We start from the raw sequence: 17,506 nt of genomic DNA on the forward strand, positions 1-17,506 counted from the left end.
TGGACCTGAATGCAAGGATGTGTTGCAATGACTGGCGGCGAAGACAATACTGGCGGCATGCCAGGAGGACGATTGACCCAGCGGGACCGCGAGCGCATCGCGGCCGGACTCGCCGACAAGCTCTCCTACGGAGAGATCGCCAGACGGCTTGAGCGGCCAACCTCAACGATCACCCGGGAGATCGCCCGCAACGGCGGCCCCGGCGGCTACCAGCCCCAGCAGGCGCACCAGGCGACCATCCGGCGGGCACGGCGCGGCACACCGGCACCCCCGCGCGCGGACACACCGCCGAGCGGCACCATGGAGGAAGAACTCCTCGAGATGGCAGTCGGAGCGGGGATGCCGACGATGGCCGCCCGCGTGCACCTCGACCTGCTGCTGTCCGAGGACGGCAGGCGCACCGCGGCCGAACTGACCCGCAGGCTCAAGATCAGCCCGGCCACCGTCTCCGTGGCTGTGAACTACCTGCTCCAGCACGGGTACGTCCGGCGCGAACGCGACCCGCGGCGGCGTCGCGACATCTACATGATCGACGACGACGCCTGGTACCACTCCATCGTGACCAGCCGCCGGCAGACCATCGAAACAGCGCGGGCCACGATGGCGACAGCCGAGACCTACGCACCCGACAGCCCCGTGGGGCAACGACTGGCCAAGGCGGCGGCCTTCCTGGAACGCGTCAGCCTGGACATGGTCGAGTCGGCCGAGCGCTGGCGCACCCTCCTGACGTGACGAATCTCAACCGAACCCCCTCGCGAGTGGCTCAGCAGTTCCTGCTGATCGTCACCGACCCGCGTCACGGGCCCGTCTATGGCCGGCGGTGAGTGAGGGCCGCAAGGGCGCCCTTCCCGACGCCGGCGCCGCGGCGGCCAACTCGCCTTCGCTGCGCGCCGGCCGCATGTCGATCGAGCCGCCTTCGGAAACCGGCTGCATGATGATCGTTCGTGGTGCGACGCGGTGAGCAGGTCTTAGGGGCGCACCGGAGATCGCGGGCCAGGCCCCCGTGTGGCCGGGCCCCGTACGGCCAAGCGCACCCACAGCCGGGCCCCGTACGGCCGGGCGCACCCCGCGCCGGGCGATCCGCGTCTCCTGAGGGATCGGATCCCGCACCGGCGTGACGGTCCGCCGGCCCGCTAGGCGGGCACCTCGCCGAAGAGGTCCCGATGGGCGATGGACAGGGCCGTGAACAGGGCCCCGTGAAGGATCGCGTTGCCCTCCACCGTGCTCGCGCGGACCTGGGTCGGGACGGGGGAGAGCGCGGCCAGGTGCTCGCTGACCCGCGCGGCCAGCGCGTCTCCGCCGGAGCGGCCCGTCTTCCCGCCCAGGATGACGAGCCCGGGGTCCAGGACCGCCACCGAGGCGAAGGCCCCCTCGGCGATCCTCGCCGCGAGGGAGTCGTCGTCGAGCCCGGCGATGAACTCGGCGCTCACCAGATCGCAGAACGCCCCGCCCCGCAGGCCGAGGGTGCCGACCTCGCCCGCGGCCCCCGAGGCTCCCCGGCGCAGCCTTCCGTCGAGGGTGACCGCCGCGCCCACACCGTCGTCCAGCCAGAGCAGGACGGAGTCCTTGCGTCCCCGGGCGGATCCGGAGCGGTGCTCGGCGACGGCGGCGAGGTTGACCTCGTTCTCCAGGGTGACCTGCGCGTCGATCCGGTGGCGCAGAGCCTGCAGCAGGTTCGGCCGCCAGCCGGGCACGCCGTTGCCGGTGGCCAGCTCCCCGCTCCGCGGGTTCACCATTCCCGGGGCGCCCACGACGACCGCGTGCACCTTCCGGCCGCCCGCCGCCTCCGCGACGGTCCGGGTGATGATCTTGACCAGGTCGTCGCCGGGCTCCCCGGAGCGCCCGCCCTCCGCGGCGGACGCCGCCCCCGCGGGGCGTCCGGCCTCGGACGGGCCCGTGCCCGCCAGCGGGTGGGTGGCGGAGCCGAGGGTCCGGCCGGTGATGTCGGCGACGGTCACGTTGACCATGTCGCGCCGCACGTCGACCCCGGCCACGTGGGCGCGGTCGGCGACGATGCCGTAGACGCGGGCGTTGGGCCCCCGCCGGTCCCCGCCGCTCTCGCCGACGACCGAGATCAGCCCGTTCACCTGCAGGCGCTCGATGAGGTCCGACACCGTCGGGCGGGACAGGCCGGTGAGCGCGCGTAGCTGGGGAGCGGTCAGGGCGCCGTGTTCCAGCAGCAGGTCGAGGGCGAGGCGGTCGTTGATCGCCCGGGCCATCTGCGGGGTCGCGGTCTTCATCTGTCCTCTTTTAATCAGGGAGCCTTCCTGTTAATTTCTAGCATCATGCACAGCGACAATCAACGTGCGCGCATCGCGATCTCGGCGGTGTTCGCCACCCACGGCGTGGTCTCGGGAAACCTGGCGACCCGCATCCCGTGGCTGCAGGAGCATCTCCAACTGGGGCCCGCCGCCCTGGGCGTGGCCCTGTTCTCCTCCGCCCTGGGCGCCTTCGTCGCCATGCCGATGGCCGGGCGCCTGGTCCACCACTATGGGGGGCGCGCCGCCACCCGGGTCCTGATCGCCCTGTTCTGCGCGGCGCTGGCCCTCCCCACGCTCTCTCCCGGCCTGCCCTGGCTGTGCGCCGCGTTCCTCGTCTACGGCGCGGCGGCCGGCATGAGCGACGTCGCGATGAACGCCCAGGGAGTGCTCGTCGAACGGCGCCTGGAGCGCTCGATCATCTCCGGCCTGCACGGCATATGGAGCGTGGGCAGCCTGACCGGCGCGGGGATCGGGGTGGCCGCGGCACAGGCCGGGCTCGACGCGCGCGTCCACCACTCGGTCGCGGCGCTGGTGCTCCTGGCCGTCGGCGCCGTGGCCGGCCGCGGCCTGCTCGACACCCGGCCCGAGCCCGGTGAGCAGGCGCCACCCCGGTTCGCCGTGCCCCCGCGGGCGATCCTCGCCATCGGGGCCGTCGGGTTCTGCGCCACCATCGCCGAGGGCGCCAGCGTGAACTGGGCCGCCGTCTACGTCAAGGACGTCACCGGCGCCGGTCCCGGTGTCGCCGCCGCCAGCTACGCGATCTTCGCGCTGGCCATGGCGGTCACCCGGCTGTCCGGAGACCTGATCGTCCGCAGGCTCGGACCGGTCGTGACCGTCCGCGCCGGCGGCCTGATCGCCACCGGCGGCGGGATCGTGATCGTCGCGGCCCGCACGCCGCTGCTGGGGATCATCGGCTTCGCCCTGGTCGGACTGGGCGTGGCGGTGGTCGTGCCGCTGTGCTTCACCGCCGGGGGCAACGCCACCGCGATGCCCAGCCTGGGGATCGCGGGGGTCGCGACGATCACCTATCTGTCCGGGCTCGTGGCCCCCGCCGTGATCGGCTGGATAGCCGACGCGACCTCGTTGCCCACCACGTTCGGCCTCCTGGCGGCCGTCACCCTGACGGGGGCCCTCCTCGCCGGGGCCCTGCGCCCCGCGGCGGGCCGGAGCGGCCGTCCCCTCGCGGAGGCCGAGGCAGAGGTCTGACCGTCCGGCCGCCCACCGACCGGGGACGGTCACCCACCGATCAGGGACGGCCACCCACCGACCGGGGACGGCCACCCACTGGCCCGGAGAGGGGGCCTCCCGGCCCGCGCCGGCCGGGTAGGGGTGGACGGCCGCCGACTGGCGGTCAAGTGCCCGCTCATCGCGGCCATGTTGCGGTTGTGGGACGGCCCTGGGCTCACGCATGCTCTGGGCAAGACCGATCGCGCGTACGGCACGCCGTCTTCCCGTAGGTGACCAATCCAGAGGTGAGTGACATGGCGCTTCATCCGAACATCGATCCCGGACTGGCCGAGGCCCTCGCGGCGGGCCCGCTCCCGGTGTCCGACCTGCGTGGCATGCGGCCGGAGGACGTGCCCGGTCTCCGCGTCCAGGTGGAGGCGGCGTTCGCGGCGATGGCCCCCCTGGAGCTGGACGGACAGGTGGCGATCGAGGACCGGACGGTGCCGGGCCCGGAGGGCGCTCCCGACCTCCGGCTGCGGATCTACCGTCCTGCCGGGCAGCGGGGAGCGGTCCCGGGGATCTACTGGATCCACGGCGGCGGCATGATGTTCGGCAACCTGGAGGCGGAGGACCCGTGGCTGGTGGACTACGCCGTCCAGGTGGGGTGCGTGGTCGTCTCGGTCGAATACCGCCTCGCGCCGGAGCACCCGCACCCGGCGCCGGTGGAGGACTGCTACGCCGGTCTGCTCTGGACCGCCAAGAACGCCGCCGAGCTCGGCATCGATCCCGAGCGCCTCGCGGTGGCCGGGGTCAGCGCCGGAGGCGGCCTCGCCGCGGGGACCGTGCTGCTGGCCCGCGACCGGGGCGGTCCCGCGCTGGCCTTCCAACTGCTGATCTGCCCGATGCTCGACGACCGCAACACCACGCCGTCCAGCCAGGAGTTCACCGAGGCGGTGGTCTGGGACAGGGCCGCCAACCTCCTCGGCTGGGCCTCGCTGCTGGGCGACGACGCCGGCACCGACGGGGTGTCGCCGTACGCCGCGCCCGCCAGGGCGACCGACCTGTCGGGCCTGCCGCCGGCCTACGTCGACGTCGGCGAGCTGGAGGTCTTCAGGGACGAGTGCATCGACTACGCCCAGCGGCTGGTGCGGGCGGGCGTCTCCACCGAGTTCCACCTGTATCCGGGAGCCTTCCACGGCTTCGACATGGTGCTGCCCGACGTGGAGATCAGCCGCCGGGCCGTCGCCGAGCGGATGGTGGCGCTCCGCCGGGCCCTGCTCCGCTGACATCCGCGCGCAGCCGTACGAGTTGGAGGGCCAGGTGCGCCCGGAGGCGTCCGGCGGGGCCGGCCAGGGAGAAGCCGAGAACGGCCTCGGCGCGCGCGAGGCGCGCCGCCAGCGAGCTGTGGTGCAGGTGCACGGCGGCGGCCGCCCGGCGCACCGACCCCTCGGCGCACAGGGCCCGCACCGCGTCCAGCGCCTCCGCGCCGTACGGCCGGCGGGAGAGCTCCTCGACGGCGCGCACGTCGGCGAGGCCGGAGATGGCCTCGTCCGGCACGTGGGTCGCGAACAGGGCGAGCGCTCCGAGATCGGCCCAGCTCACCACCCGGTCCGCGGGGTGCGGGCCGGTGAAGCGCAGCGCGGTCCGCGCGCCGGCCCAGGAGGCGGCGACGTCCGTCCCGTTCACCGACGGCCCGACGCCGACGCGCCACGTCCCGGGGAGCCCGTCCACGCAGGGGCTCACCAGCACCGCCGCGATGTCGCCCACCGTGGCCGTCCGGACGTGGTGGTCGGTGGCGCGCAGGTGGGCGGCGAGGGCGTCCCCGTCGCCGGCCGGAGCGGCGAGCACCTGGAGCCGGGCGGCGGGCCCGAAGCCGAGCAGGCGCAGCGCCCGTGCCCGCTCGGCCTCGCAGGCGTCGGCCGACAGGGCCAGCTCCACCAGGGCCGGATCGTTGCCCGTCTGCGCCAGGGCGGCGGCCCGCTCAAGTGTGATCTCCGCCGCCACGGCGAAGCGCTCCAGCACGATCTCGTCGAGCCCGTGGGCCCGGCCCCCGCGCTCCATCCACACGGCGCCGAGGGACGAGCCGAGCGGGCGGTCGGCCGCCGACTCGGGAGGAGCCCCGGACCGCTCGGGGTTCCCACCGGGGGAGACCCGCAGCCGCCTGCCCGTGACCGCGTCGACGAGACCCACGGGGCACTGCGTCAGCCGTGCCGTCGCCTGCAGGAGCACCGGGACGCTCGCGTGGTTCTGCACCAGTGAGTCGAAGTAGGCGATGACGCGGACGGCACTCTCCGCGTCGGCGTCCAGAGTCGACAGACGCAGCAGTAATCCCCGCACGGCTCCAGACTAGGCGGCGCGGCCGGCGGGTGTGCCGGATCCGGGGGCCGCCCGTCCGGTGCTCCAGGGGCTCGACCGGCGGCGCGGCCGGGGCGGGTGGGCGGCGGCCGGCTCCACGTCCTCAGCCCGCTTCTGGGCGGCCGAGGACGCTTCCCGGGTTGACCACGGCGGTCACCAGGCAGTAGCCGACCGGGCCCGAGGCGTCGTGCAGCGTGCAGTGGCCGGTCGCGATGCCTCCGCCGCTCAGATGGCCGCTCGACTCCATGCCCAGCTCCTCGCCGACCGGCGGGCGGCTGAGGGTGAGGGTGTAGTCGGCGTTGATGAAGTGCAGGCCCGCCGTACCGGAGTTGCTCAGCGGGCTGGCGAAGTCGGCGACCAGCGCAGCGCGCACGAACGGCGACACCGCCTCGCCCTCGACCAGCGGGTGGGTCTCCCTGAGCCAGACCCGGTTGGGGCCGGCCTCGGTCCAGTCGGTCAGCCGCCAGAGGTCGAACGGCAGCGCCACGGCGTCCGGCGGGGGCGGGCCGAGCTCCGCGGGGGAGGGCGCGTCCCAGGCCGGGGTGGACCACGTCTCGCCCGCCGGCTGCCCGCTCCCGCGCAGGAGCACGGCACTGGCCCGTGCGACCACGCCCTGCTCGCTCCGCACGGTGGCGTCGGCCACCCGGATCCTGCGGCCCTCCCGCACCCTGACCGTGTCCACGCTCAGCGGCAGGAGCGGGCTGTTGCGGAACAGGTCGACGGTCAGCCGGGCGAAGTGGAGATCCGGATCGCCGTGCTCCGCCTCGATCGCCCTCGCGGCCAGGCCGCCGAGCAGCCGGCCGTGCAGCATGTCCGGTGACCAGGGACTGCGGGCATGGGGGGCGGGGACGAGCACGTCGTTCTTGAGGACGAAGAACGCACTGTTGTCTTTCACAGAATCAGATTCTAGTGTCCGTGTCCGGCGGCGCCCCTGTCCCCGAGGAGGCCGGAGACCTCCGGGTCGGGTCAGGCCGGAGGGCGGTCCGGTCCGGCGGGGAAACCGGTGACGAGGCTCTGGATCTTCACGTGATAATCGACGCGTGAATGGATATTCCCGGCGGATATTTCTCCAGCTCAGCGGTGTCGCCACGGCCGGCGCGCTGATCCCGGGGCATGCCGCGCCCGCGGGAGACGATCCCTTCGCCCTGCTGCGCCGCCGCTGGCGGGACGTGACGGCCGGGTCGGGGTTCGACCCGGCGGCCGAGCCGTACCTGACCCGGCTGGCGGGGCTGGGGGCGGCGGCGGCCGGCTACCGGGACGCCATGGCGCCGACCGGCGCCTCGCTCTGGCCCGACCTGGCGTTCCCCTCCTTCACCGGCACCCCGGCGCGGCTGCGGACCATGGCCCGCGCCTACGCCCTGCCGGGGACCGGCCTGACCGGCGACGTGGGCCTGGCCGCGGCCGTCGCCACCGGCGTCGACCACTACCGGCGGCACGTGTACGCCGCGGGCGCGGACCCGGCCGGCAACTGGTGGGACTGGCAGATCGGCGCCCCCAAGAAGCTCCTCGACGCGGCCGTGCTGATCGGTCCCCACCTGGCCGAGCGGCAGAGCAGGGCACTGCGGGACGCGGTGGACCACTTCCTGCCCGAGTGCCGCCTGGACGACTACAGCGGCACCAGCACCGGGGCCAACCGGGTGGACCTGTGCACGGTGACGCTGCTGCGCGCCGTCCTCGGATCCGACCCGGGCAAGGCCGCGCTGGCCGCCTCGGCGCTCTCCCCGGTCTTCCCCTACGTCCACGAGGGCGACGGGCTCTACCGGGACGGCTCGTTCCTCCAGCACACCTCCGTCCCCTACCAGGGCGGATACGGAGCGGTGCTGCTGTCCGGGCTCGCGACGCTGTTCGCGGTGCTGCGCGGCTCGCCGTGGGAGATCACCGACCCGGCCAGGCAGATCGTTCTCGACGCCGTCGAGAGGTCGTTCGCGCCGGTCGTCCACGACGGCTTCTGCATGGACCTCGTCAGCGGCCGCGGGATCGGCAGGCAGCCGTACGGTGACCACAGGAGGGGACGGGAGATCGCCTCCTCGATCCTGCTGCTGGGGGAGGCGGCCTCCGCCGCCGAGCGGACCCGCTGGCAGGCCATGGTCAAGGGGTGGGCGCTGCGGAACACCTGCAAGCCCATGCTCAAGGCGGCCGAGGGCAGCGATCTGGGGTTCCACGCCCGTCTCGCCGCGATCCTGGACGACGACGCGATCCCAGCGGCCGACGAACCCACCGGGCACCGGCTGATGGCGATGAGCGCCCGCGCCGTCCATCGCAGGCCGGGCTGGTGCGCGGGGCTCAGCATGGCCTCCTACCGGATCGGCCACTACGAGTACGGCAACGGCGAGAACCTGCGCGGCTGGCACACCGGATCGGGGATGCTCTACTGGTGGGGCGAGGGCCACGGCGACCAGTATTCCGACGCCTTCTGGGCCACCGTCGACCCCTACCGTCTGCCGGGCACGACCGTCTCCACCCGGCGGCTGGCCGACGGCGCCGGTGAGGAGTGGGGCGACACCTGCCCGCCGGGCCGCTGGGTAGGCGGCGCCACCGACGGCACCTACGCGACGGTCGGCCAGCACCTGAACGGCTTCGGGAGCACGATGGAGGCCTTCAAGTCGTGGTTCTTCCTCGACGACGCGGTGGTCTGCCTGGGCGCCGGGATCACCGGCGGGGACGGCGTGCCGGTCGAGACCATCGTGGACAACCGCAGGACCGACGCGCCTCTCACCGTGGACGGCACCGAGGGCTGGGCGCACCTGGAGGGGCACGGCGGCTACGTCCTGCCCTGCGCCCGCCTGCGCACGCTGCGCGAGGAGCGCACCGGCGGCCCGGACCCGGTGACCCGCGGCTACGTGACTCTCTGGCTCGACCACGGTGTCGACCCCGCCTCGGCCGGTTACGTCTACCTGCTCCTGCCGGGGGCGAGCCTGGCGGAGACCCGGGCCCGCGCCGCCGATCCCGGCTGGGCGCGCGTGCTCGCCAACACCGCCCGCCGGCAGGGCGTCCAGGTCCCGTCGCTCGGGATCACCGCCGTCAACTTCTGGAACGACGGGGCCGTCGGCGGCCTGGCCGCCTCCGCCCCGTGTGCGGTCCTCGTCAGGGAGCGCGCCGACGGCACCGCCACGCTGACCGTGTCGGACCCCCGGCGCGAGCTGAGCGGGCTGACCGTGACCTGGGACCGGCCGGTGGCCGAGGTGCTCCACGGCCACCCGCTCCTGACGGGCGCCGAGACCGGGTCGGGGCTGACGCTCGCCTTCGGGCGGCTGGCGGACCGGGGTGGCGGCTCGCAGACGGTCACCGTACGGCTCGGCCGCTGAGCGACCCGGGCCGTCCCGCGTGATCAGGCGGGGGGCGGCTCCGGCGCGGCGTGCTCGCCGAGCGTGTCGGTCAGGGTGTCCGGCGTGCGGAACCGGACAGCGTGCCATCCGTGCCGGCGGGCCACCCCGCCGAGGTCGCGCACCAGCACGCGGGCGGTCACCAGGCGATCTCTTCCGCGGCCGCGCGGATCTCGTCGAGCAGGACGGCCAGGTCCTCCTCGGTGGTGTCCGGATGGAGGACGCAGGCGCGCAGGGCGTCGTCCGTGCCCAGACGGGTGCCGGTGAGGAAGGCGTTGCCCCGCCGCTGGACGGCGGTGGGGATGGCGCGGTTGAGCGCGTCGAGCCGGTCGCCGGTGACCTCCGGCGCCGGGCGGTACCGGAACGCGGTGATGGAGGTGGTGACAGGGGCGAGGAGGTCGAAGTCGCCGGCGTCGTCGACCATGACGGCCAGGGTGCGGGCGAGCCCCACCGTGTGGTTCACGAGCCGGGTGATGCCCTGCCGGCCGAGATGTGACATCGTCGCCCAGGTCTTCAGCGCCCGGAAGGGGCGTGTCTGCTCCGTCCCGTACTCGGAGAACCAGCCGAGCTCGTCGGCGTTGTCGTCCTGCAGGTAGGCGGGCACCAGGCTGAAGGCGTCACGGGCCGCCGACGGGTCGCGCAGCAGCGCGCACCCGCAGCCCACCGGGACACCGAGCCACTTGTGCGGATCCAGCGCCAGCGAGTCCGCCCTGTCCATCCCCGCGTAGCCGGGGGCGGCGCCGTCGGCCAGGACGCCGAGCGCGCCGTAGGCGCCGTCGATGTGGAACCACAGCCGGTTCTCGGCGGCGACGTCGGCGATCTCGTCGAGCGGGTCGACGGCGCCGGTGTTGACGGTGCCCGCGCTCGCGGCCACGCAGAACGGCCGCAGGCCCGCCGACAGGTCCTCGGCGATCATCGACCGGAGCGCGCGGACGTCCATGCGGTAGGCGCCGTCGACCGGCACCGTGCGCACCTGCCGCGCCCCCAGCCCGAGCAGCTCGGCGGCCTTGCGCAGGCAGCTGTGCCCTTCGGCCGAGACGTACAGGACCATCGGCGCCCGCCCGGACAGCCCTTCCTCGCGCGCGTCCCATCCGTCCTGGCGTGCCGCCCGCTGCCGGGCGGTGGCCAGGCAGACGATGGTGGCCATGGACGCTCCGCTGGTCAGCAGCCCGCCGCCCGGCGGATGGGGGTAGCCGACGAGGTCGGCCAGCCAGCGCACGACGGTGCGCTCCAGCAGGGGGCCGGCGTGCTCGCCGCCCGCGCAGCTCGGATTCAGGGCGGCGGCCAGCGGCTCGACGAGCACGCCCGCCGGGGAGGGCGGGGAGTTGACCCAGCCGAAGAACCGGGGATGCCCGTTGCCCATCGGGTGGCGCATCACCCGGCCGCGCACGTCCTCCACCAGCTCCTCCAGCCCCCGGCCGGTCTCGGGCAGCCGCTGGGCGGTCAGCCAGAGGCGGTCGTCGGCCGGCACCGGCCGCCAGACCGGCTCCTGGCGGACGTGCCCGAGGTGGTCGGCCATGAGGTCGGCCGCCTTCCCGGCGGCCTGGCGCAGCTCATCCATCGAGCATCCCCTTTCGCGGACCGTGGTGCGCGGCCGAGGGGCCGCCCAACTCCATGGCCAGGTAGTACACACAGTCGGTGTCGCCGTCGTTGGCGAAGGCGTGGCGGCAGTCACCCGGGTAGTAGGCCGAATCCCCGGCGTGCAGGGCATGCGGCCGGTCGTTGAGCGTGAGCCGCAGCCGGCCGGACTCGACGGCCACGTATTCCCGCGATCCCGGCGCGTGCGGGGCGAACTCCCCGGCGTCGACGCCCGGGCCGATGGTCGTCCGCATGAACTCGAACTCCACCTCCGGCAGCACGGGAGACAGGATGCGCCGCTCCCATCCGGACGGGTCGCGCAGCACGCGCTGCTCGGCCCGGCGGAGCACCCGCGGCGTCTGGCGCCCGGGCTCGTCCAGCAGCCGCGCGATCGAGGTGCCCAGCGCCGTGGCCAGCCGGTCCAGGACGAGCACGCTCGGGGTCTTGGCCCCCCGCTCGACCTCCGACACCATGCTCCGGCTGATCCCGCTCGACTCGGCCAGCCGTTCGATGGACAGCCCGCGGGAGCGGCGCTCGGCCCGGATCCGCGAGCCCAGCTCGGCCATCGACAGGCCGCTGGAGAGAACTCCGTCGTCTTCCACGCTCTCCACTATAGCGGCGATATTTCCACGATAGTGGAGAGGTCGGGCCGACGGCGCGTGAGGTGATCAGGGCGGGGACGGGCGCGAGGGCGCGGGCGCACCGGAGCCCAACATACTTCCTCCGGTGCAGCCCGTACCTCGGACGGTGCAGGCCCGGATGACGGCCGACGGACGACGCGGCCCGGACGCGGCCCGCCCTAGCGTGAGATCACCGCTCTCCCGGTCACCGTTCTCCCGGTCACTGGTCTTCCGGTCACCGTTCTCCCGGTCACCGGTCTTCCGGTCACTGGTCTTCCGGTAACCGTTCTCCCGGTAACCGGTCTCCCGGTCACCGGTCTCCCGGTAACCGGTCTCCCGGTCACCGCTTCTCCCCGAGGAAGGACCCCGCATGGCCGAACCGTCCCCGCAACGCGCACCCGCTTCCGTCCGCCACTCCGCCACGATCGTCGACCTCGTGCTCGCCGCCCTCACCGCGGTCTTCTTCGTCGCTGTCGCCCTCGCCACCGGGGTGCGCTCACCCTGGCAGGGCACGATCCCCCTCGCCCTGTTCCTCGGCGCTCTGCTGCTCCTGCGGCGCCGCCGGCCGATGGCCGTGCTGCTGCTGTCGATCGCCGCGATCTTCGTCTACCACCTCGCCCGGGAATCCCCCGCCGGCTGGATCTGGCCGGCGTCGGTCGCCTACTTCACCGCCGCCGCCACCTCCCGCGTGCGCTGGGTGGCCGCCGTCGGCGTCGCCCAGCTCGTCTACTCCGCCGTCGACTTCCGGTGGGTCCTCGACAGGAACGTGGTCCGCTACGTCATCCACGTCACCGGCGAGGGGCTGCTGCTGGCGGCACTCATCGCCGCGGGACTCGCCTACGCCGCCTCGCTGCGCCGGCGCGAGCGGCTGCGCGAGGCCGACGCCCGCGCCCGCGCCGCCGAGGAACGGCTGCGCGTCTCACGCGAGGTGCACGACATCGTCGCCCACACCCTGGCCGTCGTCGGCGTCCACCTCAACGTCGCCGCCGACGCACTCCAGGAGGAGCCGGCCGAGGCCGCCGCCGCGCTGCGCCTGGCCCAGGACGTCAGGGGCCGGGCGATGGCCGACCTCACCTCCCTCATCGACGTCCTGCGCGAGGGGCCCGGCAGTACCGCGCCCCAGCCCGACCTCGCCTCCCTCGGCACGCTCATCGCCGATGCCCGAGCCACCGGGCTGGAAGTGATCTTCGACGAGCGCGGCGACCCCTCGGCCGTCCCCGCCGCCTCCGCCGTCGCCGTCTACCGTGTCGTCCAGGAGGCCCTGGCCAACACGCTCAAGCACTCCGGGGCGGTCAAGGCCGAGGTGACGATCGACTACCGGCCGCGCTCGGTCACCGTCGAGATCGCCGACAACGGCCACGGGGGCGACGGCGGCGCGGGCGTCCCCGAGGGGCACGGCCTGGCCGGCATGCGCGGACGGGTGGGCGCCCTCGGGGGCGCGCTCACCGTCGGCCCGGTCCCCGGAGGCTTCGCCGTGAAGGCCGACATCCCTGTGGCAGGCTCGTCACTGTGACGATCAAGGTGCTCCTCGCCGACGACCAGGCACTCGTGCGGGCCGGTTTCCGCAGCCTCCTGGCCCGCTCCCGGGACGTCACCGTCGTCGGTGAGGCCGCTGACGGCGAGGAGGCCGTACGGCTGGCCGCGAGCACCCGCCCCGACGTCGTCCTCATGGACATCCGCATGCCCGGCACCGACGGCATCGCCGCCACCCGCCGCATCGTCACCGACCCCGCCGTCCCCGGCTGCTGCGTCATCATCCTGACCACCTTCGACACCGACGAGCACGTCTTCGCCGCGCTGGGCGCCGGAGCCAGCGGCTTCCTCACCAAGGAGGTCGAACCGGCCGAGCTGCGCCGCGCGGTCGCCGTGGTCGCCGGCGGGGACGCGCTGCTGTCCCCGGGCGTCACCCGCCGCGTCGTCGAGCGGTTCGCCCACCGGCGGGACCTCGCTCCCGGCGTTCCCGGTGCCGGGCGGCGGCTGGCCGCCCTCACCGCCCGGGAGCTGGAGGTGGTCCGGCTCGTCGCGCTCGGCCTGTCCAACGACGAGATCGCCGGACGCCTCGTCATCAGCCCGCTCACCGCCAAGACCCACATCACCAGGGCCATCGCCAAGCTGGACGTGCGCGACCGCGTCCAACTGGTCATCCTGGCCTACGAGAGCGGCCTGACACAGCCCGGTGACCTCGGCCCGGACCCAGGGCGCCGGTAGGACCGTGGGAGGCGTGCCACGCCGAACTGTCGGCGCTGATTCCGCGATGCCGCCAAGCCAACGACCTGTCATCACGTGCAGGGCGTCACGGCGCATCTTGCCGCCGACGGGGACGATCCGGCAGAGTTGATCGGCGCCTGCGGGCCGATGCCGGGCATGGACCGATCAGGAGGGTGCGTGGTCGCAGCGGGGTGGTGGGTCCGGGGTGTGCTGACGGCACTCATGGCCGTCGTCTTCCTGGCCGGTTGCTCCACGGGCGCGGCGCCTCCGAAGATCCCGCGGTCGCAGCCGTCCTGGCATCTACTGGGCGGCGATGGTTCGCGTGTCGCGGCCGACGATCTCTGTCCGAAAGGTAAGGGGCCGAGAGGACTGGACTGCCGGTCGAAAGCTCCGGGATACGGAGCCTGTGTCAAGCGTCATCCGGTGAAAACCTCCGCCACGTTGTGCCAGCAGGCGTTGATCGTCCGTATTGAATGCAGATTCGGGGAGCGGGCCCCCTTCCGTGGCGGAGAGGACTGCGCCAGGTCGTTCGACTCCTATCTGGCGTGCCGGACGGGGACTCCCAGCAGGTCCGACGAGGTGTGCGCCGCGGGTGAAAGAGAGCTGTCACGCTGTCCGGGCCATTTCGATCCGGCCGCCGACTTCGACTGCGTGAAGGCGCGGGACGCCTACTACGAGTGTCGCGACGACGGGCGGGGCGACGACGCGTTCTGCTCGACATATATCGAGGTCCTCGGTCTGTGCCAAACGTTGAGGGTCGGCTGCTCCGATCTTCTCGACAAGTATCTCGTGTGCGCGGGTGAGGATCTCTCTCCGAACGAGTGCGCGTTCGGGCTCAACATGAGAATCAACTGCCTGCGGGATCTCGGGGACGGCATCTTCCGGCAGACCGCGACATGTGACTCCGTCTGGCGTGATTCCATCAGGGACTGCGGTGGCACTCGGGGACTTGAGGCAGACGGCCCCACGCCCTGTACGGGTGGCGCGAACTGGTACGCGGCGAGCTACTCGATCTGTGAAAAACAGGGTGAACCTGCCGAAACGGTTGGTGTGGCCTATGTGTATCCGTTGAGCGAAGGCGCCAGCCATACACCTGTCTGCTGGGCGCCTGAGGACGGGGACCGCCCCATGATCGAGGCGGCCACGCACGCCTCCGGCGGATGGGGTGTCCGCGCCATATACCACCACGGCGAGACCCGCTACGGACCCATGTGATCACCGTCTGCGGCGCCGTGCGCGCCGGGCGGCGGTCGGGCCGGGGATCAGGGGTCGCACCCGCGGCCGGTCACCGCACGCCGAGCTCGGTGTGCCCGACGATCGCCGGGATGACCGTGTCCCACACCTGGCGCGGCGGCATCTGGTGGCCCATGCCGGGCAGCGGGACCAGCGAGGACCCGGGGATCTCGCGGGCCAGTGCCTCGGCGTGCCCGTAGGGGAAGAGCGGGTCCTCGGTGCCGTGCAGGACCAGGGTCGGTGCGGTGATCTCGCCGAGGCGGGAGCGGATCGGCCCGCTGCCCTCGATCATCCAGTGGTTCGACGCGGCGGCCGGGACCGGGCTGCGATCGAAAGCGCGCCCGGCGGTGCGGCGTACGTGGTCCTCGTCGACCGGGATCGTGCCGGAGAAGGCGTGCTCGGCGGCGAGGAAGTACGCGATGACCGCGTCGCGGTCGGACCAGTCGGGGCCGGGGGCCGGCTCCTCGAACATCTTGGCCAACGGCTCGCTCATCGGCGGCAGGTCGGGATTGTCCGGACCGCCGGGCCCGCCGGGGCTGGTGGACATCAAGGTGAGTGACAGGACCCGTTCCGGGTGCTCGATGCCGAACAGCTGCGCCAGACCCCCGCCCATCGAGATACCCACGATGTGCGCCGCGGCCAGGCCGTACGCGTCGAGCACGCCGACCGCGTCGGCGAGCAGGTCGTTCTGCGTGTACGTCGGCGCGCCGACCGGGAACGTCGTGGAGCGGCCGGTGTCGCGGGTGTCGTAGCGGATCACGTAACGGCCGGACGCGGCGAGTCGGGCGGTGAAGTCGTCGTCCCACCAGTCCATCGACGCCTCCGCGCCCGAGATGAGCAGGATCGCGGGGGCGGCCGGGTCGCCGAAGGCCTGTACGGCCAGGTCGACGCCGTTGGCGTGCACCGTCTCCTGGGGGGTGGATTGGGACGGGCCCGTGGTCGGCTGGCTGTCGTGCATGAGGTGCCTCCTCGGCCGGGGACGAGTGTGTCTCGCCGTAACCATACTTCGATAATCGAAGTAGATGCTACTATTTTCGTAGTGCAAGTTGGTCGGCTACGGACGAGGTGGCGATGGCAAGCGCGAAGAGCCCTGAGAAGACCTCCGGGCAGGCCGCGGAGAAGGCCGGGAAGCGGACGTACGGGCAGGCGTGCCCCATCGCCCACGCGCTCGACATGATCGGCGAGCGCTGGGCGCTGCTGGTGGTGCGCGAGCTGCGCCTCGGGCCGCGCCGCTACGCTGACCTGCAGGCCGCCCTGCCCGGACTCGGCCCCAGCGTGCTCGCACAGCGGCTGCGTGACCTGGAGGCGGTCGGCGTGCTGCGCAGGCGTACGCTGCCACCGCCGGCGGCCAGCAGGACGTATGAGCTCACCGAATGGGGCGCCGAGCTGGAGCCGGTGTTCGCGGCGCTGCGGACCTGGGGCATGCGCTCACCGGTCGTGCCGCTGACCGGAGGGATCAGCGCCGACACCGTACTGCTCGGCCTGCGCGCCTTCTTCGTGCCGCAGCCGGACGCGCCGTGGACCGCGACGTACCGGATCGCCCTGGAGCGCGACGTCTACCGCGTCGAGGTCGCCGACGGCGAACTCGTCACCGTCGCGCGCGGCCAGGCGTCCGGCCCGGCTGACGCATGCCTTGAGAGCGACCACCTCGCGCTGCAGTCCGTGCTGAGCCACGAACGTTCGCTGGCCTCGGCGATCGGCGACGGCGTGCTCACGGTGACCGGTGACCTCGAGGCGGTCAGGCGACTGGTCGACGCGGTCCCCCCACGCTGACGGTCACCCGCGGCTGTCCCGACGGGTCCGGGCGCAGACCCACAAGCCGGTCCGCACCCCCGAGCTCCCCGCCGCCGGCGAGCTCCGCGACCTGGTCGCGGAATCCGGGGTTGTCGAGCGTCAGGTCCTCCCCTCCGCGTATCCAGGACATGTCGACATGTCGTGGCCCGTGCTTCAGGACTCCGGCATGCACACCCGATGCGAAGAGCCACGGTGAACCGCGACACGGCGGCCGGCCGCTTCCCGGCCCGGCCCCGGTCCGCCTGGAAGAGGCGTCCGCCGTGCGGGGTTGGCGTGGGGTATGGAGCCGATCACGCGTGGGCGGGTCCGCATCGAGCGGGCCGCCAAGAGGGTACGGGTCGTCCTGCCTACTACTTCCCCCATGTGGACGTCGCCGTCGAGCTGGAGCCCAACGGCCGCGGCGCGCACTCGCCCAGCCGGGGCGAGGCGGTGCTCTACGACGTCGAGGGGGTGGCCGGCGCGGCGCCGGCCTATCCGGACTCGCTGATCGAGGAGCTGCGCGGGCACGTGCGGTTCGAATGGAAGGCGGCCGACGCCTGGTTCGAGGAGGACGAGGAGGTCTACGTCCATGCCCATGACCCCTACACCCGGGTGGACGTGCTGCCCTCCTCCCGCCACGTCCGTGTCGAGGTCGGCGGCGTGACCGTCGCCGACTCCCACAGCCCGCGAATCCTGTTCGAGACCGGCCTGCCGCCGCGCTACTACCTGCCCAAGACCGATATCCGTCTGGACCTGCTCACCTCCGCCGACACCCGCTGCCCGTAGCAGGTGCGTTCAGGCACCCTTTCTTCGAAGATCTTCTTCTGACATTGTGATCGCTGGTTCCACTCGGCTGGATCGCTGTTCCTGTCCTGACATGGACGGATGTCGTTCCCTGTCCTCGGTCAACCCGTGTCCCGAGTGCTCGTCTCAGATAACTTGATCTCGAACCGCGACAATCTTCTCTACATGGTCAAGGCAGCCCGCC

Annotated in this window: 16 protein-coding genes; 9 read left to right on the forward strand and 7 right to left on the reverse strand. The window is 73.1% G+C overall.

Translation table 11 applies throughout. The annotated features are described in order from the left end of the window. Window positions 1-72: 72 nt before the first annotated feature. Window positions 73-732 carry a MarR family transcriptional regulator gene (locus J2S55_RS48360; protein WP_370879699.1) on the forward strand — a complete coding sequence of 220 codons (660 nt, stop codon included), beginning with the start codon at window positions 73-75 and terminating at the stop codon, window positions 730-732. A gap of 401 nt (window positions 733-1,133) precedes the next feature. Here the strand turns inward: J2S55_RS48360 and J2S55_RS25560 are convergent, their stop codons facing one another. Then, window positions 1,134-2,240 (reverse strand): ROK family transcriptional regulator, encoded by a 1,107-nt coding sequence (locus tag J2S55_RS25560; RefSeq protein WP_306865759.1) that lies wholly within the window; start codon window positions 2,238-2,240, stop codon window positions 1,134-1,136. Window positions 2,241-2,285: 45 nt separating this feature from the next. Here J2S55_RS25560 and J2S55_RS25565 point away from each other — a divergent pair, with 45 nt between their 5' ends. Beyond that, window positions 2,286-3,467 (forward strand): MFS transporter, encoded by a 1,182-nt coding sequence (locus J2S55_RS25565; RefSeq protein WP_306865761.1) that lies wholly within the window; start codon window positions 2,286-2,288, stop codon window positions 3,465-3,467. Between the two features lie 275 nt (window positions 3,468-3,742). Continuing rightward, window positions 3,743-4,714, forward strand: a complete 972-nt coding sequence (locus tag J2S55_RS25570; RefSeq protein ID WP_306865763.1) for an alpha/beta hydrolase — start codon at window positions 3,743-3,745, stop codon at window positions 4,712-4,714. On the opposite strand, the gene J2S55_RS25575 is transcribed toward J2S55_RS25570, so the two are convergent. Together J2S55_RS25575 and J2S55_RS25580 are read right to left on the reverse strand one after the other, a co-directional pair. Then, complete coding sequence (locus tag J2S55_RS25575; RefSeq protein WP_306865765.1) at window positions 4,656-5,765, reverse strand: helix-turn-helix domain-containing protein; 1,110 nt, start codon at window positions 5,763-5,765, stop codon at window positions 4,656-4,658. The two genes, J2S55_RS25570 and J2S55_RS25575, sit on opposite strands and share 59 nt — an antisense overlap. Before the next feature lie 121 nt (window positions 5,766-5,886). Then, the gene (locus tag J2S55_RS25580; RefSeq protein ID WP_306865768.1) at window positions 5,887-6,678 is read right to left on the reverse strand and encodes a thioesterase family protein; all 792 of its coding nucleotides are present in this window, start codon (window positions 6,676-6,678) and stop codon (window positions 5,887-5,889) included. Window positions 6,679-6,823: 145 nt separating this feature from the next. Between J2S55_RS25580 and J2S55_RS25585 the strand changes: the two genes are divergently transcribed. Then, entirely contained in the window at window positions 6,824-9,088 is a 2,265-nt protein-coding gene (locus J2S55_RS25585) for a polysaccharide lyase 8 family protein (protein ID WP_306865770.1), read from the forward strand. Window positions 9,089-9,111: 23 nt separating this feature from the next. On the opposite strand, the gene J2S55_RS25590 is transcribed toward J2S55_RS25585, so the two are convergent. Genes J2S55_RS25590 through J2S55_RS25600 form a run of 3 tightly spaced genes read right to left on the reverse strand, consistent with a single transcriptional unit; the run spans window position 9,112 to window position 11,286 of the window. Beyond that, the gene (locus J2S55_RS25590; RefSeq protein WP_306865772.1) at window positions 9,112-9,249 is read right to left on the reverse strand and encodes a hypothetical protein; all 138 of its coding nucleotides are present in this window, start codon (window positions 9,247-9,249) and stop codon (window positions 9,112-9,114) included. Continuing rightward, the gene (locus J2S55_RS25595; RefSeq protein ID WP_306865774.1) at window positions 9,246-10,667 is read right to left on the reverse strand and encodes a pyridoxal phosphate-dependent decarboxylase family protein; all 1,422 of its coding nucleotides are present in this window, start codon (window positions 10,665-10,667) and stop codon (window positions 9,246-9,248) included. The genes J2S55_RS25590 and J2S55_RS25595 overlap by 4 nt, the downstream gene beginning before the upstream one ends. Next, entirely contained in the window at window positions 10,660-11,286 is a 627-nt protein-coding gene (locus J2S55_RS25600; RefSeq protein WP_306865776.1) for a helix-turn-helix domain-containing protein, read from the reverse strand. The genes J2S55_RS25595 and J2S55_RS25600 overlap by 8 nt, the downstream gene beginning before the upstream one ends. A 388-nt stretch (window positions 11,287-11,674) precedes the next feature. On the opposite strand from J2S55_RS25600, the gene J2S55_RS25605 reads away from it, so the two are divergent. From J2S55_RS25605 to J2S55_RS25615, 3 genes are all read left to right on the forward strand, one after another. After that, the gene (locus tag J2S55_RS25605) at window positions 11,675-12,817 is read left to right on the forward strand and encodes a sensor histidine kinase (protein ID WP_306865778.1); all 1,143 of its coding nucleotides are present in this window, start codon (window positions 11,675-11,677) and stop codon (window positions 12,815-12,817) included. Continuing rightward, window positions 12,814-13,512, forward strand: coding sequence for a response regulator transcription factor (locus J2S55_RS25610; protein ID WP_306865780.1), 699 nt, complete (start codon window positions 12,814-12,816; stop codon window positions 13,510-13,512). Before J2S55_RS25605 ends, J2S55_RS25610 begins: the two co-directional genes overlap by 4 nt. Window positions 13,513-13,935: 423 nt before the next feature. After that, window positions 13,936-14,727 carry a hypothetical protein gene (locus J2S55_RS25615; RefSeq protein WP_306865783.1) on the forward strand — a complete coding sequence of 264 codons (792 nt, stop codon included), beginning with the start codon at window positions 13,936-13,938 and terminating at the stop codon, window positions 14,725-14,727. A 70-nt stretch (window positions 14,728-14,797) separates the two neighbouring features. On the opposite strand, the gene J2S55_RS25620 is transcribed toward J2S55_RS25615, so the two are convergent. Then, the gene (locus tag J2S55_RS25620) at window positions 14,798-15,703 is read right to left on the reverse strand and encodes an alpha/beta fold hydrolase (RefSeq protein ID WP_306865785.1); all 906 of its coding nucleotides are present in this window, start codon (window positions 15,701-15,703) and stop codon (window positions 14,798-14,800) included. A 113-nt stretch (window positions 15,704-15,816) separates the two neighbouring features. Between J2S55_RS25620 and J2S55_RS25625 the strand changes: the two genes are divergently transcribed. Next, a complete protein-coding gene (locus J2S55_RS25625; protein WP_306865787.1) occupies window positions 15,817-16,518 on the forward strand; it encodes a winged helix-turn-helix transcriptional regulator in 702 nt (233 codons plus the stop codon). 198 nt (window positions 16,519-16,716) lie between these two features. Next, complete coding sequence (locus J2S55_RS25630; RefSeq protein ID WP_306865789.1) at window positions 16,717-17,304, forward strand: DUF427 domain-containing protein; 588 nt, start codon at window positions 16,717-16,719, stop codon at window positions 17,302-17,304. Window positions 17,305-17,506: the final 202 nt, after the last annotated feature.

It is taken from the genome of Streptosporangium brasiliense, from assembly GCF_030811595.1.
GTDB classification, from domain to species: domain Bacteria; phylum Actinomycetota; class Actinomycetes; order Streptosporangiales; family Streptosporangiaceae; genus Streptosporangium; species Streptosporangium brasiliense.